This window comes from Novispirillum itersonii subsp. itersonii ATCC 12639, from assembly GCF_000381985.1.
Lineage (GTDB): Bacteria > Pseudomonadota > Alphaproteobacteria > Rhodospirillales > Rhodospirillaceae > Novispirillum > Novispirillum itersonii.
In genome coordinates, this window is the sequence record NZ_KB907337.1 from 646875 (window position 1) to 660697 (window position 13823).

Consider the following 13823-nt stretch of genomic DNA (forward strand, 5'->3'; position numbering starts at 1 on the left):
CCTGTGTCAGCGGAACAGGAAGCGTCGTCGCAGGGACCGGAGCGCACGGCGGGAAGAAGTGGCGACTGACATAGCGTGCCCTCCTTTTCTCCCACGCACCCGGGCCGGGTGAGTCCGGCACCCGGTAAGATCCGGGGCGGGACTGTCTGAAACATCTTCATATGGCATAAGGCCTTTGCCCGGCCACAGGCAAGACAAAAAGTCTGCGCACCGGCAAAAAACCCGCCGGGCCGCCCTTCCCGCCTGCCTGCCCTCGACAAACGGGGCGGAAAACGGTATACCCGTACAGTCCAAGGGGAGTTTTAAAGTCCGTATGACTGCCACCCGCCATCATCCGGTGTCAAACCGACGGGCCGCGCTGTTTGCGCTGGCCCTGCTGGCGGCGTTCGTGCGGGTTGTGTTTGCGCCCGGCTACATGCCGCAGACGGCCCCCGACGGTTCCCCGCTGTCGCTGGTCATCTGTACTCCTGGCGGTGTCACGTCGCTGGCGCACCCCGGCATGGATGGCACGTCATCCTCCATTGATCCCCCTTGTGCCTTTGCGGCGGTCAACACCCTGTCCGCCGCGCCGGATATCCTTTCCGCTCCCCTGCCCCGGCTCCTTCCCCGGGCTGCTGACAGGGCGCTCCCTCCCCTCCAGGATGTGGCGGAGATGGCATCCCCGCTGCCGCTGGGGGCGCGGGCACCGCCCCGCCTTATGCATTATTCTTAATATTTCACTCCAGACCTGCCGGGCGGCGGGTTTTTTTATGCCCTCACGCCGTCCCCTGCGGCAGGGGCAGGGCAGCAATGCAGGAAAAGCGGCAGCCGGGCCGCGCCGGTAACTGGACAGGGGTAGGGGGACACCCTAATATCCACACCCGCAGTCAGCCCTTGTTCAGGAAGCTGCCGTTACGAAAGATCCCGCTGCGGCGGGAGCATGGCAACGGCCCCGCCCCGGAGTATGATGGCTGGTCTGCCGTCGGCACCGGGAAACTGCCGTCTCCGGCCCCGTCACAGCCTGTCATCCCTGCCCCGCCCGCAGAACCGGCCCGCAAGACCGGGCCATCTGAAGGGCAACGGAAAGGGATTGCCCGGCACCACTTACCCCCCGGCATCTGGCCGGGGCGGAAAATGCCATAGGATCAGGCCGCAGAAGGCCACGCTTACCGGAGGGTATACAGGCATGAACTACGATCAGTTCTTCCAATCGAGTCTGGACGAATTGCACACCGGCGGCAATTACCGGGTTTTTGCCGATCTGGAACGCTATGTCGACTCCTTCCCCCGGGCCCGCAATCACCGGGACGGCAAGGTCCACGACATCACCATCTGGTGCAGCAACGACTATCTCGGCATGGGGGTGTCTGACACCGTCATCTCGTCGATGAAGGAAGCGATTGACCGTTGCGGCGGCGGCGCGGGCGGCACCCGCAATATCTCCGGCACCAACCATTACCATGTGCTGCTGGAGCAGGAACTGGCCTCGTGGCACAACAAAGATGCCGCCCTGCTGTTTTCCTCCGGCTATGTCGCCAACATGACCGCACTGATGACGCTGGGTGCCAAAGTACCGGGGATGGTGCTGTTTTCCGACGCGCTCAACCACAACTCGATGATCGAGGGCATCCGCCATTCCCGCGCCCCGCGCCATGTGTGGAAGCATAACGATTACGACGACCTGCACCGCCAGCTGTCACAGTATGACCGCGAAACCCCCAAGCTGGTGATCTTCGAGAGTGTCTATTCCATGGATGGCGACATCGCCCCGCTGGAAAAGATCATCGAAGTGGCCGAACACCACAACGCCATGACCTATCTGGATGAAGTGCATGCCGTCGGCATGTACGGCGAAAGCGGGTCCGGCGTTGCCGAACGTGACGGCGTCGCTGACCGGGTTGATATCATTCAGGGCACCATGGGCAAGGCCATCGGCGTGGTCGGCGGGTACATTGCCGCCAAACATTCGGTGGTCGATTTCATCCGCAGCTTCGGGGCCGGGTTCATCTTCACCACCTCGATGCCGCCGACCGTTGCCGCCGGGGCCTGTGCCTCGGTCCGCTATCTGCGTCAGCATAACGACCTGCGGATCCGCCATCAGGAGCGTGCCGCCACCCTGAAAGCACGGATGAAGGCACTGGGTCTGCCCGCCATGCCGTCGGTCAGCCATATCGTTCCGCTGCTGGTCGGCGATGCTGCCCTGTGCAAACAGGCCAGCGACCTGCTGCTGGAAAAGCACGATATCTATGTACAGCCGATCAACTACCCCACCGTGCCGAAGGGGACGGAGCGCCTGCGCTTTACCGCCACCCCGCTGCACACCGACGCCGATATCGACCACCTGTGTACCGCGCTGGTCGATGTGTGGGCGACGCTGGGCCTGAAGCGGGACGTACTGGCCGCTGAGTAAGCCGCCGATTTTCCTGTTAAACCGGATCAGGGTTAAACCGGATCAGAAAAGGCCGGTTCCCGTCACGGCGGGACCGGCCTTTTGTCTGGGCATCAGCCGCCGTCAGGCCACATCGCAGGCTTCCGGCGGCTGCATCTGCGGGAACAGGTCGGCATTGGCATCGCCCCACTGCTTCAGGGCCATCAGCACCGGCTGAAGGCTGCGCCCCCGCTCCGTCAGCGCATAATCGACCCGGGGCGGAACCTGCGGAAACACGGTGCGGGAGATCAGGCCGTCGGCCTCCATCTCCCGCAGCTGATGGGTCAGCATGCGTTGGGTGACACTGGGCAGTTTGCGGCGGATTTCGTTAAAGCGCAGGGTCCCGTCCAGCAGATGGAACAGGATCACCCCTTTCCATTTGCCGTCAATCAGGGTCAGCGTCGCCTCCACGGCGCAGCCGGGGCTGCAGTCAAGGCGGTCATGGCGGGTGCGGCCCATCTGATAGTATCCTTTTTGACACTATAGGCGATAAATGTGCGTACTTTTCAGATGTGATGATAACGCGCATCTTGGTGGCACGCAATCCGCCCCGGACTGAGCCGGGGCCGCCACAGGAGAAACCGCCATGCGCGCCATTGCCTATCAGACCGCCCACGCCATCACCGACACCACCGGCCTGACCGATGTTGACCTGCCCGCCCCCACTGCCACCGGCCATGACCTTGTGGTGCGGGTGAAGGCGGTCTCGGTCAACCCGGTGGATACCAAGGTCCGCCGCTCTGCCTCTGCCGATGCCGGGGGCTGGAAAGTGCTGGGCTGGGACGCCGCCGGAGTGGTGGAAGCCGTGGGGCCGGATGTCACCCGCTTCCAGCCCGGTGATGAAGTGTTCTATGCCGGGGCCATCAACCGCCCCGGCACCAATGCCGAACTGCATGCCGTCGATGAACGCCTTGTCGGCCATAAGCCGAAGAGCCTTGACTTCACCGCCGCCGCTGCCCTGCCCCTGACGGCGATCACCGCGTGGGAAATGCTGTTTGACCGGCTGGATGTCGCCCGCCCGGTGCCGGGGGCGGCCAACGCCATTCTGATCATCGGCGGGGCCGGGGGGGTCGGCTCGGTCGCCATTCAGCTGGCCCGCGCCCTGACCGACCTGACCGTGATCGCCACCGCCTCGCGCCCGGAAACACAGGCGTGGGTGAAGGATCTTGGCGCCCATCATGTGCTGGATCACAGCCAGCCGCTGGCCCCGCAGGTGGCGGCGCTGGGGCTGGGGCAGCCCGGCTTTGTGTTTTCCACCACCAACACCGATGACCACTTCGACCAGATTGTCGAGCTGATCGCCCCGCAGGGCCGTTTTGGCCTGATCGACGACCCGGCGGTGCTGAATGCCCTGCCGCTGAAGCGCAAAAGCATCTCGCTGCACTGGGAACTGATGTTCACCCGCAGCCTGTTCAGCACCCCGGATATGGTGCGTCAGCACGACCTGCTGGAAGACGTCAGCCGTCTGGTCGACAGCGGCGCGGTGCGCACCACCCTGAGCGACTCTTTCGGCACCATCACCGCCGAAAACCTGAAGCGGGCCCATGCCCTTCTGGAATCCGGCAAAGCCAAGGGCAAAATCGTGCTGACGGGGTTTTGATCATGATCCCGTCCGCGGTGATTTTCCTCGCCACCCTGACAGCGGCACCGGGGCAAAGGGACGGCCTGCGGGCCGCCCTGCTCGGCCTGATCGGCCCGACCCGGCAGGAACCCGGCTGCCTTGATTACGTGCTGTTTGAGCAGGCCGACAGCCCCGGCACCTTCATCATGCGGGAAGCCTTTGCCAGCCCGGCGGATTTTGAGGCCCACAAAAGCAGCCCGCATTTTCAGGCCTTTCTGACACAGGCCGATCACCTTCTGGCCGGTGCCGTGCATCTGACACCGTTAAGCCGGATCAGTGACTGATTACGCTTAATCCGGTGCCGCCCCTCCCCCTGTGCGGAGGGGCGGCCCGTCATATTGAGAGAGAGTTCGACAGTTTCTGACATTTTTTGACACTTGGTGCCATAAAGCGTCACAGGGCGTCACAACCCATCACATCCCGTTGATTGTCTTCCGCTATACGACATTTTAACTATCCCCGCAAAAGACCGCCGCCCAGCCGGGGCAGCGGTATCTTGCCCCCCTGACACACTGTTCGACCAGATGCGCGGCCTGTTGCCGACAGCAGCCGCGGCGGGGGCCGGTTCACAACAGCCGCCCCAGTACGGGGGCGCAGGGGGATTGGTTATGTCATCGAAAATACGCCCGACCGTACCACCGTACCGACTGTTCATCGGCCGGGCCCTGTCCACCAGCGCGCTGGCACTGTCAGCCCTGACCCTGTTCCCGGCGACCGGGACCTGCGCCAGCACTGTCTCCGGGGGCAGTGGCGGGGAATCCTCCTTCCAGGCCGGTGGCACTGGCGGGTCTTACAGCTATGACCCCACAACCGGTCAGGAAACTCCCGGGGCCGGGACAGCGTCCGATACGGCCGGGGGGAACGGTGCGATCCGCGCAAGCCGGGCGTCAGTCCTGCCCAATGGCGCGGGCTGGGGCTCGCAAGGACGTGCGGGGACGGATGTGCCCCTCAACACCAACGGCAGTGGCGGCGGTGGCGGCGCGGGCAGTGCCGGGGCCATCCTCAAAGATGCCACCGTCCCCCAGGTCAGCAGCACTTCCATTATCGGTGGCAGCGGCGGCAATGGCGGCAACAGCCGGGTTGACTGGGTCGACTCCAACAGCTACGGCGCAGGCGGTGGCGGCGGGGCCGGGGCCCACGGCCTGATCATTGATGGCTCCGCGACCCTCGAAATCGGCCACGAATGGGCCGGGGGCAGCGGGGGTATGGGGGGCCGCAGCAACGCGAATGCCGCCGGGGGCAGTGGCGGCAACGCCGGTGATGCCGTCCACGCCGTCAATGCCGGGAGGGTAGCGATCACCCTGACGGCGGACGGCAACATCTCTGGCGGCACCGGCGGGACCACCGGAACAAACGGCTATTCCGCGCAGGCCTTTCAGACCAACTCACGCGGCGGAAACGGCGGGGCCGGGGTCGGCGGCAGCCATGCTGACCTGAACCTCAGCATCGACAACTCCGGCTATATCAGCGGCGGCAACGGGGGGTTTGCCAATCCCGGCACGAGCTCCCTCGCCGTACCGGGATCGGTGCAGGGGGCTAACGGCGGGAACGGTGGCAGCGCGGTGTTGGTGACCTCCTCCAGATTACTCAGCATCACCAACCGGGCCGGGGAAATCACCGGCGGCGCCGGCGGCAGCGGTGCCCCCTCAAAAGACGCAAAGATGGCAGGTGAAACCGCCAAGAATGGCGGCAATGCCGGCAACGGCGGGGCCGGGGTCTCAGCGGTCGCGTCAGAGCGCGTCACCGTGCAGAACCAGAGCCGGATCGTTGGCGGCAGCGGCGGCAGCGGCGGCGCCGGTGGCAACAAGGTCACCCCGCAGGATTCCGGGGCAGCCGGAAATGGCGGCGGCAATGGCAGCGGCGGCGATGGCATCCGTCTGCTGACGGCCACCGCCGAGATCACCAACAGCAACGGCGCGGAAATTATCGGCGGGTCCTCTCTTGCCTCGGGCACCAAAAGCACCGGCAACACCGGCGGTCAGGGCGTAACCTTCACCCCCGTTGCCGCCGACAGCAGCATGACGGTGGTTAACCGGGGCACCATCAAGGGCGGGGATGCCTCTGCCGATCACAGCTCGCTGAACACGACAACTGTTTATGCCGGGGGGTCTGCGATCACCGGCAAGAACATGACCATCACCAACAGCGGCACCCTGACCGGCGGCCAGAACAGCGACGGCACCACCGCCAGAGCGGTCGTCTTTAACAGCGGATCAACCGGCAAGCTGATCCTTGAATCCGGGTCGGTGATCACCGGCGGGGCCGAGGTCAAAAGCGGCTCCACCGTCGATCTGGAACTGGCCGGAGATACCGACGGTACCCTCGGCGGCACCGGGCTGGCCGACTATCAGGGCTTTCAGGGCCTGACCAAGCGCGGGGCCAGCCTGTGGACCATCAACGGCGACATCGACAATGGCGCGGGCAGCATCAAGACCGTCACCCTCGACAGCGGCGTTCTCGGCATCACCGGCACCTATACGCAGTCAGCCGCCGGAAAAATGGTGGTGCAGGTGACCCCGACCGCTGCCGGAAAGATGACCGTCACCGGCACCGCCCAACTGGCGGGGGCCCTGCAGGTGGCCTATGCCCCCGGCGTTTATCAATCCAACAAGTCCTATACCCTGATACAGGGGGGCACCGTCTCGGGTACCTTCGACACCGTCACCCACACCGGCAACGGCGGCTTTGATGCTGCCTCTCTCGGCTCGAAGGTGGAATACACCAGCTCCAACGTCTTCCTCCAGCTTGGTACGGTCAGTGGCGGTCAGACCGGCGGCACCGTCACGGTCGCCCCCAAGAACGACACGGTGTTCAGCGGGGCCCAGACCACGGTGATGAACAGCAGCCGGGCGGCGCAGGCCGCCACCTTCGGCCGTGTCAGCGGCGTCGGGGCCGGAACCGCCGGGGTGGCCGGGGGTGTCAGCTCCGGCGGGCGGTCCGGCGGAACCGTTGGCAGCGGTGGAAACGGCGGCACGGACCAGACCGGCCAGTCACAGCGGAAGAGCAATCTGACCGGCAATCTGGCCGGAAGCGGCCTGATGCGCGGCCTGTCCGCCGGGGCCTTCGGCATGAGCGAAAGCACCGGACTGGACGAAACCGGCCCGGTGGCGGCACTGGTTGAAATGTTTGAGGCCAACCCGCAGACCAACGGCCAGTACGGCGTCTGGGCCAGAGGCATCGGCCGCACCGCCACCGTTGACGGCACAGGCACCGCCCCCGGCTTTGACAGCCGCACCCTTGGCGGGCTGGTCGGCCTCGACGGGCCGGTCAACGACCGCCTGACCCTTGGTCTGGCCGGGGGCTATACCCAGTCCCTGACCGAAGAAACCGGCGGCAGCGAGGTCAAGACCGACAGCCCGCGCACCATGATTTACGGCTCTTACGCGCTGGCCAACCCCCGCGACACCGACAGCCTGCTTCAGAACACCGTGGTTGATTTCTCCGTCGGGTACGGCTGGCACAAGATCGACAGCGAGCGGAAGATTGCCGCCACCGGCGAAACCGCAACCGGCAAGAACACCGCCCATGAATTCAACACCGGGGCCCAGATCCGCCGTCAGTTCGACCTGCCCGACCCCGGCATCGACGGCGTTTCCGGCCTGATCCTGACCCCGCGCGCCGGGGTCGGCTACACCCGCCTGCTGGAAGGTGACTTCACCGAACACGGCACGCTGGCCAACAATCTGTCGGTGCATGAGCGCAACAGCAACAGCATCCGTCCGCAGGTCGGGCTGGCGCTGGGCGGGGTGATTGACATTGCCGGCATCGGGGTGAACTCGTCGCTGGATCTGGCCTATACCCACGAAGTCGCCAGCAGAACCCCCAGCCGCTTTGAAGTCGGCGGCGGCAGCTTCAGCCAGAACGGCACCGCCCCGTCACGCGGGGAGCTGACGCTGGGCACCGCCTTCGGCTTTGACCTGACCGAAAGCCTGTCCGCCACCGTCAGCTATGAAGCCATCATGCCGACCGGCAACACCACCGCCCACACCGTGGAGACCGGGCTGCGGTACCGCTTCTGATCCCCCTGCCCCACCGGCAGAAACAATAACAGGCCGCTGCCCATTCCCGGCAGCGGCCTGTTTCTTTACCCTCAGCCTGCGGTCAGCGGGGGTCTTATTCAGCCTTGCTGACCATCAGCTTGTCGATGCGGCGGCCATCCATATCCACCACCTCAAAGCGCCAGCCATCCCAGACGAAGACATCGCCGGTCTCAGGAATTTTAGCCGCCCGGGCCAGCACAAACCCGGCAATGGTGCTGTAGGTGCGGGTATCCAGCGCAATGGCGGCGCAGCCGGTGCGTTCCGCCGCCAGATCAACCGGGGTATCGCCATCCAGCAGCCACGACCCGTCCTCACGCTGGACCGGATCAACGCCATAGTCCTCGCCATGTTCCGACAGCGCCCCGACAATCGAGGACAGAATATCAGAGGCGGTGACAATCCCTTCCATGCCGCCATATTCATCGGCGACAATCGCCATGTGGATCGGCGACTGCTTGATCATGTCCAGCACCACCAGCGCCGGGGAATTGTCATGCACCACCGGCACGCTGCGCAGACTTGCGGCAATATCAAAGTCCTGCCCGTCGAGATAGGCATTCAGCAGGTCACGGCTCTGAATCACGCCGACAAAATTATCCGGCCCGCCTTCACACACCGGCAGGCGGGAATGCAGGCTGTTGCGCATGGTCCGCAGCATCCGCTCGCGGTCCCACGTCAGGTCGATCAGCTCCACATCCGACCGGGGGGTCATGATCGCCTTGATTTTGCGGTCGCCAAAGCGGATGACGCCGGAAATCAGCTCCTGCTCCTCCGGCTTCAGCACCCCGTTTTCGGTGCCTGCGGCGACAAGGGCCTTGATTTCCTCTTCCGTCACCTCGTCCTCACGCTGGTCATGGGCACCCAGCAGACGCAGCACACCATGGGTCGAGGCCTCGAGCAGCCACACCAGCGGCGAGGCCAGACGGGCGATCAGCGCCATCGGCGGGGCAACCAGAATCGCCAGACGTTCGGGGTTTGACAGGGCAAGGCGCTTGGGCACCAGCTCGCCGATGATCAGCGAGGCATAGGTGATCGCCCCGACAGAAATCACCATCGCCAGCGGGGCGCTGACCGGGGCGAACAGCGGATAGCCGTTCAGCCAGTCAGCCAGCGGGTCCGTCAGGGTCGCGCCGGAATAGGTACCGGCCAGAATGCCGACCAGCGTGATGCCAATCTGCACGGAAGACAGGAATTTTCCCGGATTTTCCGACAGACGCAGGGCGATTTCCGCCCCTTTGCTGCCTTCGTTGATCCTTGGTATCAACCGCGCCTTGCGGGCGGATACGATTGCCATTTCAGAAAGGGCGAACCAGCCGTTGAGCAGTACCAGAAAGGCAATGACGGCGATCTCGAAGGCCATTGACATGGCGCGGGTGGGGGCTCCTGTCCCGGTTGCGAAAGATACTCACAGTTATAAGGCCTGCATGCCCCAACGCAAAGACCAGAACCATGACATTAACACGATTTCGCGAAATGGCCGGGTCTCAGCCGTTTTCCAGATCCCCGGCATCGGCCTGAGACTCATTGGCCTCCAGCGGTTTACGGCGCGGGGCGCGGCGGCGGGCGACGCCGGACAGGCGCTCTTCCCGCTGGGCGAGGTAGCGTTCCAGACGGCGGCGGGAGACGGTCTTGCGGGTTTCTTCCCGCTGCAGTTCGCGCATCACGTCCTGCACATAAGACATATGGTCGCGGGCGGCCTGCCGGGCGGCTTCCGGATCTCCGGCAATGATCGCGTCATAGACGGCGCGGTGCTGGCGCAGCAGGATATCCCGCGCCCCTGCCGGTTGTACAGTTGCAGGCGGTTGTAAAACACCCCTTCGCGCAGCACCCGCACCAGACCGTGCATGATGTGCAGCAGCACCAGATTATGCGCCGCCTCGGCAATGGCGATGTGGAAGTCGGTGTCGATCTCCGCCTCCACTTCCTTATCGCCGCGCTGGTGGGCGGCTTCCATCGCCTCGAAGCAGGCGGTCAGCAGCTCGCGGTCCTCATCGGTGGCACGCAGGGCGGCCCAGTAGGCGGCGCTGCCTTCCAGCACCCGCCGCAGCTCGACAAAGTCAGCGGCGGCAGCGGGGTTTGACCGCAGGATCTCGGTCAGCGGATCGGTGAAGGTCGAGGCGACAAAATCAGCGACATAGGTGCCGCCGCCCTGCCGGGTTTCCAGCAGGCCCTTGGTTTCCAGCTTCTGCAGGGCTTCGCGCAGCGACGGGCGGGAGACATCAAGCTGGGCGGCCAGATCCCGCTCCGGCGGCAGCCGTTCGCCCGGAATCAGGATTCCGGCCAGAATCTGCTCTTCCAGCTGCCGCACGATGTTGTCCGACAGCTTCGGCTGCTTCACGCGATCATAGGTCATACCAGTTACCCACCAACGACACTAAGCCCCCAGTTTACGGTGGGGGGAAGGCTTCGGCAACAGCATTTACGGCGGTCTTTAAGCGCTGCGTTTTCAGGGCTGTATCCGGCCTTTCACCGGTCTTGCCGCCGCCTCTGCAAAACAGGGCTTGCAAAATTGGTCAGATCAATTATCCAAGTGTTACATTTGGTTTACCAAGAAAGCTTTCCGACCGCCGCGCTGCATCCGCCTCACCATCAAGGGCCACGCCATGACCACAGGGCCCCCTCCGTCCGCTCCGGTTTTCCGTCCGCTGCCCACCGGGCCGGTGACGGAGGTCTATCTGTTCGGCACCTGTCTGGTTGATCTGTTCACCCCCTCTGCCGGGGTCAGCACGGTGCGGCTGCTGCAACGCGAAGGGGTGCGGGTGATCTTCCCGCAGGGGCAGAGCTGCTGCGGCCAGCCCGCCTACAACAGCGGCCACCCGGAAGAGGCGCGCACCGTCGCCCGCGCCCAGATTCCGCTGTTTTGCAAAGATATTCCGATTGTCATCCCGTCGGGGTCCTGCGGCGGCATGATCCGGCAGCACTGGCCGCACCTGTTCGCCGGACAGCCGGAAGAAGCCGCCGCCCGAGCCATCGCCGCCCGGGTGTGGGAGCTGAGCGAGTTTCTGGTCCATGTCCTGAAGGTGTCGCTGGAGGATCACGGCACGCCGGAAACAGTGACGTGGCATTCCTCCTGCCATGCCATGCGGGAAATGGGTCTGACCGACGAACCGAAGCGCCTGCTGGGCCAGCTGAAGAACGTCACCGTCGCGCCGTTGCAGCGGGAACGGGAATGCTGCGGCTTCGGCGGCACCTTCGCGGTGCGCCATGCTGATGTATCGGCGGCAATGGTGGCCGACAAATGCGCTGACATTGAAGGCACCGGGGCCGCCACCGTGCTGGGCGGCGACTGCGGCTGCCTGATGAACATCTCCGGCGCGCTGGAGCACAAGGGCTCTGCCGTCGGCAGCCAGCATCTGGCCGATTACCTGTGGGAGCGCACGAAATGAGCCACTCTTCCGCCCCCCACGACTTCCGGGCCGGGATCGACGCCGGGCTGCACGACACCACCCTGCGCGCCAATTTCCGCCGCGCCATGGATGGCCTGATGACCAAGCGGGCCAGACAGTTTGAGGACCCGCAGGAATGGACCCGGCTGCGGGCGCTGGGGCAGGAAATCCGCCAGCGCGCCCTGTCGAAGCTGCCCGACCTGCTGGAACGGCTGGAAGAAAACTGTACCCGCAACGGCATCCGCGTCCACTGGGCGGAAGATGTGGCGCAGGCCAATGCCATCATCCTTGAGATCCTGCAACAGCGCGGCATCACCACCGTCGTCAAGGGCAAGTCGATGGTGTCGGAAGAGATGCATCTGAATGCCTTTCTCGGCGGGCACGGCATCCGGGCGCTGGAAGCCGACCTTGGCGAATACATCATCCAGCTGGCCGGGCAGATGCCCTGCCACATCGTGATGCCCGCCATCCACCTGAACAAAACCCAGATCGCCGATCTGTTCGCCGATAAACTGGGCACCAGCCCCGACGGTCAGGATGCCGAGGCCCTGACCGCCATCGCCCGGGAAAAGTTGCGTGAGGAATTCCGCACCGCCGGGGCCGGGATTTCCGGCGTCAACTTCCCGGTGGCCGAGACCGGCACCCTGTGCCTGATCGAGAACGAAGGCAACGGCCGGATGGTCACCACCGTGCCGCCGGTGCATATCGCCGTCACCGGCATCGAGAAGGTGGTGGAAAACCTGGAGGACGTGACCCCGCTGCTGCGCCTCCTCACCCGCTCCGCCACCGGCCAGCCGATCACCACCTATGTCAACATGATCTCCGGCCCGCGCCGGGGGGCTGATCAGGATGGCCCGCAGGAGGTGCATCTGGTGCTGATCGACTTCGGGCGGTCGCGTGTCTATGCCGACCCGGAAACCCGCCAGACCCTGCAATGCATCCGCTGTGCCGCCTGCATGAACCACTGCCCGGTCTATGTCCGGGTCGGCGGCCACGCCTACGGCGGGGTCTATCCCGGCCCGATCGGCAAAATCCTGACCCCGCAGCTCAACGGACTGGCCGATTACCCGGATCATCCGTCTGCGTCCTCACTCTGTAATGCCTGCGTCGAGGTCTGCCCGGTCAAAATCCCGATTGCCCAGATGCTGGTGCGCCTGCGCAATGAAAAGGCCGGACAAGGCACCGGCGCGGTGCAGGATGCCGGCAGCGGTGCCAGCCGGGTTGAGGATGCCGCCTGGAAGGCATGGGCCGCCACGTACAGCACCCCGCTGGCCTACCGCGTTGCCTCCGCCGCGCTGACTGCCGCCGGAAATGCCCTGCCCGCCTCTGCCCCACTGCTGAAAGCCTGGACCAGCGTGCGCAAAAAGCCGCGCTTTGCCGCCCAATCCCTCCACCGGACCCTGAAAGAGATGGGAGTGGCCGATGAGTGACGCCCGCGCCAATATCCTCCGCCGTCTGCGCGCCGCTCCGGCGGGCCTCACCCAGCCGTATTCTGACTGGTCGGTGCTGCGTGACCGGGACTGGAGCATCGACGACCAGGTCGGGCTCTTCCGCACCATGGCGGAAAGCGTCAACGCCCGGGTGATTGACTGCGTGGCCCCGGAAGACGCCAGCCGCCCGCTGCCATCGTGGGACAGTGTGCTGGCCGAGGACTGCGCCGCCCGTGGGGTGCGCCGTCTGGCGGTCTCCGCCCCGCTGGCCGCCCCGTTACAGGCGCTGTGGACCGGCAGCCCGAACCGCCCGGAGATCATCCTGACCGCCGACCGCGACACCCTGTTTTCCGTCGATGCCGGGCTGACCACCGCCCGGGGCGGCATCGCCGAAACCGGCAGCCTGATCCTGTGGCCCGGCCCGACCGAACCGCGCATGCTGTCGCTGGTGCCGCCGCGCCATATCGCCCTGCTGCGCACCAGCCGCCTGCACCCGACCCTGTGGCACGCCATGACCGAAAACGGCTGGGCCAGCCAGATGCCGACCAACGTGGTGCTGGTCACCGGCCCGTCAAAAACCAGTGACATTGAACAGACACTGGTTTTTGGCGTCCATGGCCCCAAAGATCTGCTGATTTTGCTGATTAATGATCATTAAGAGGTCCCTCAGGCGGCGGGCGGGCGCGTCCGCGCCCTTGCCTCACGTGCCCACGTGGGCACGGGCGCTCAACGCGCCAGTCGCTGCGCTCCGGTTGTTTTGTTCGGTCCCTCAGGCGCCGGGCGCGGGCATCCGCCCGCTTGGCTTACGTGCCCACGTGGGCACGGGCGCTCAACGCGCCAGTCGGTCTGCTGTGCAGCCCTCCGTTTGTTTGGTCCCTCAAACGCCGGGCGCGGGCGTCCGCCCGCTTGGCTTACGTGCCCACGTGGGCACGGGCGCTC

12 protein-coding genes are annotated in these 13823 nt (G+C 65.2%); 8 read left to right on the plus strand and 4 right to left on the minus strand.

Translation table 11 applies throughout. The annotated features are described in order from the left end of the window. Positions 1 to 313 precede the first annotated feature (313 nt). Positions 314 to 712, plus strand: coding sequence for a hypothetical protein (locus tag G365_RS0103000; protein ID WP_019644023.1), 399 nt, complete (start codon positions 314 to 316; stop codon positions 710 to 712). A 453-nt stretch (positions 713 to 1165) separates the two neighbouring features. Then, positions 1166 to 2389: a 5-aminolevulinate synthase gene (hemA, locus tag G365_RS0103005; protein ID WP_019644024.1), complete on the plus strand. Its 1224-nt coding sequence runs from the start codon at positions 1166 to 1168 to the stop codon at positions 2387 to 2389. Between the two features lie 102 nt (positions 2390 to 2491). On the opposite strand, the gene G365_RS0103010 is transcribed toward hemA, so the two are convergent. Beyond that, positions 2492 to 2866 (minus strand): winged helix-turn-helix transcriptional regulator, encoded by a 375-nt coding sequence (locus G365_RS0103010; protein ID WP_019644025.1) that lies wholly within the window; start codon positions 2864 to 2866, stop codon positions 2492 to 2494. 127 nt (positions 2867 to 2993) lie between these two features. On the opposite strand from G365_RS0103010, the gene G365_RS0103015 reads away from it, so the two are divergent. From G365_RS0103015 to G365_RS20060, 3 genes are all read left to right on the plus strand, one after another. Beyond that, complete coding sequence (locus G365_RS0103015; protein WP_019644026.1) at positions 2994 to 4007, plus strand: zinc-binding alcohol dehydrogenase family protein; 1014 nt, start codon at positions 2994 to 2996, stop codon at positions 4005 to 4007. A 2-nt stretch (positions 4008 to 4009) separates the two neighbouring features. Next, a complete protein-coding gene (locus tag G365_RS0103020) occupies positions 4010 to 4312 on the plus strand; it encodes a putative quinol monooxygenase (RefSeq protein WP_019644027.1) in 303 nt (100 codons plus the stop codon). 324 nt (positions 4313 to 4636) lie between these two features. Next, complete coding sequence (locus G365_RS20060) at positions 4637 to 8047, plus strand: autotransporter family protein (RefSeq protein ID WP_019644028.1); 3411 nt, start codon at positions 4637 to 4639, stop codon at positions 8045 to 8047. 94 nt (positions 8048 to 8141) lie between these two features. On the opposite strand, the gene G365_RS0103030 is transcribed toward G365_RS20060, so the two are convergent. The 3 genes from G365_RS0103030 to G365_RS20065 all read right to left on the minus strand — a co-directional run bounded on the left by G365_RS0103030 (position 8142) and on the right by G365_RS20065 (position 10421). Continuing rightward, entirely contained in the window at positions 8142 to 9434 is a 1293-nt protein-coding gene (locus G365_RS0103030) for a hemolysin family protein (protein ID WP_043741096.1), read from the minus strand. Between the two features lie 118 nt (positions 9435 to 9552). Beyond that, positions 9553 to 9834: an FCD domain-containing protein gene (locus tag G365_RS24535; protein WP_407635434.1), complete on the minus strand. Its 282-nt coding sequence runs from the start codon at positions 9832 to 9834 to the stop codon at positions 9553 to 9555. After that, positions 9729 to 10421 (minus strand): GntR family transcriptional regulator, encoded by a 693-nt coding sequence (locus tag G365_RS20065; protein WP_245554683.1) that lies wholly within the window; start codon positions 10419 to 10421, stop codon positions 9729 to 9731. The genes G365_RS24535 and G365_RS20065 overlap by 106 nt, the downstream gene beginning before the upstream one ends. 250 nt (positions 10422 to 10671) lie before the next feature. Here G365_RS20065 and G365_RS0103040 point away from each other — a divergent pair, with 250 nt between their 5' ends. The 3 genes from G365_RS0103040 to G365_RS0103050 are packed head-to-tail and all read left to right on the plus strand — an operon-like array spanning position 10672 to position 13542. Then, complete coding sequence (locus G365_RS0103040) at positions 10672 to 11454, plus strand: (Fe-S)-binding protein (protein ID WP_019644031.1); 783 nt, start codon at positions 10672 to 10674, stop codon at positions 11452 to 11454. Continuing rightward, positions 11451 to 12884 carry a LutB/LldF family L-lactate oxidation iron-sulfur protein gene (locus G365_RS0103045; protein WP_019644032.1) on the plus strand — a complete coding sequence of 478 codons (1434 nt, stop codon included), beginning with the start codon at positions 11451 to 11453 and terminating at the stop codon, positions 12882 to 12884. The genes G365_RS0103040 and G365_RS0103045 overlap by 4 nt, the downstream gene beginning before the upstream one ends. Further along, positions 12877 to 13542 (plus strand): LutC/YkgG family protein, encoded by a 666-nt coding sequence (locus G365_RS0103050; protein ID WP_019644033.1) that lies wholly within the window; start codon positions 12877 to 12879, stop codon positions 13540 to 13542. The genes G365_RS0103045 and G365_RS0103050 overlap by 8 nt, the downstream gene beginning before the upstream one ends. The last annotated feature ends 281 nt before the right edge of the window (positions 13543 to 13823 follow it).

What these genes read in the sequence shown, in the direction of transcription:
- G365_RS0103050 (WP_019644033.1), top strand. Translation starts at nt 12,877, where the DNA reads ATGAGTGACGCCCGCGCCAATATCCTCCGCCGTCTGCGCGCCGCTCCG.
- hemA (WP_019644024.1), top strand. Translation starts at nt 1,166, where the DNA reads ATGAACTACGATCAGTTCTTCCAATCGAGTCTGGACGAATTGCACACC.
- G365_RS0103040 (WP_019644031.1), top strand. Translation starts at nt 10,672, where the DNA reads ATGACCACAGGGCCCCCTCCGTCCGCTCCGGTTTTCCGTCCGCTGCCC.
- G365_RS0103010 (WP_019644025.1), bottom strand. Translation starts at nt 2,866, where the DNA reads ATGGGCCGCACCCGCCATGACCGCCTTGACTGCAGCCCCGGCTGCGCC.
- G365_RS0103030 (WP_043741096.1), bottom strand. Translation starts at nt 9,434, where the DNA reads ATGTCAATGGCCTTCGAGATCGCCGTCATTGCCTTTCTGGTACTGCTC.
- G365_RS0103000 (WP_019644023.1), top strand. Translation starts at nt 314, where the DNA reads ATGACTGCCACCCGCCATCATCCGGTGTCAAACCGACGGGCCGCGCTG.
- G365_RS0103015 (WP_019644026.1), top strand. Translation starts at nt 2,994, where the DNA reads ATGCGCGCCATTGCCTATCAGACCGCCCACGCCATCACCGACACCACC.
- G365_RS0103020 (WP_019644027.1), top strand. Translation starts at nt 4,010, where the DNA reads ATGATCCCGTCCGCGGTGATTTTCCTCGCCACCCTGACAGCGGCACCG.
- G365_RS20065 (WP_245554683.1), bottom strand. Translation starts at nt 10,421, where the DNA reads ATGACCTATGATCGCGTGAAGCAGCCGAAGCTGTCGGACAACATCGTG.
- G365_RS0103045 (WP_019644032.1), top strand. Translation starts at nt 11,451, where the DNA reads ATGAGCCACTCTTCCGCCCCCCACGACTTCCGGGCCGGGATCGACGCC.
- G365_RS20060 (WP_019644028.1), top strand. Translation starts at nt 4,637, where the DNA reads ATGTCATCGAAAATACGCCCGACCGTACCACCGTACCGACTGTTCATC.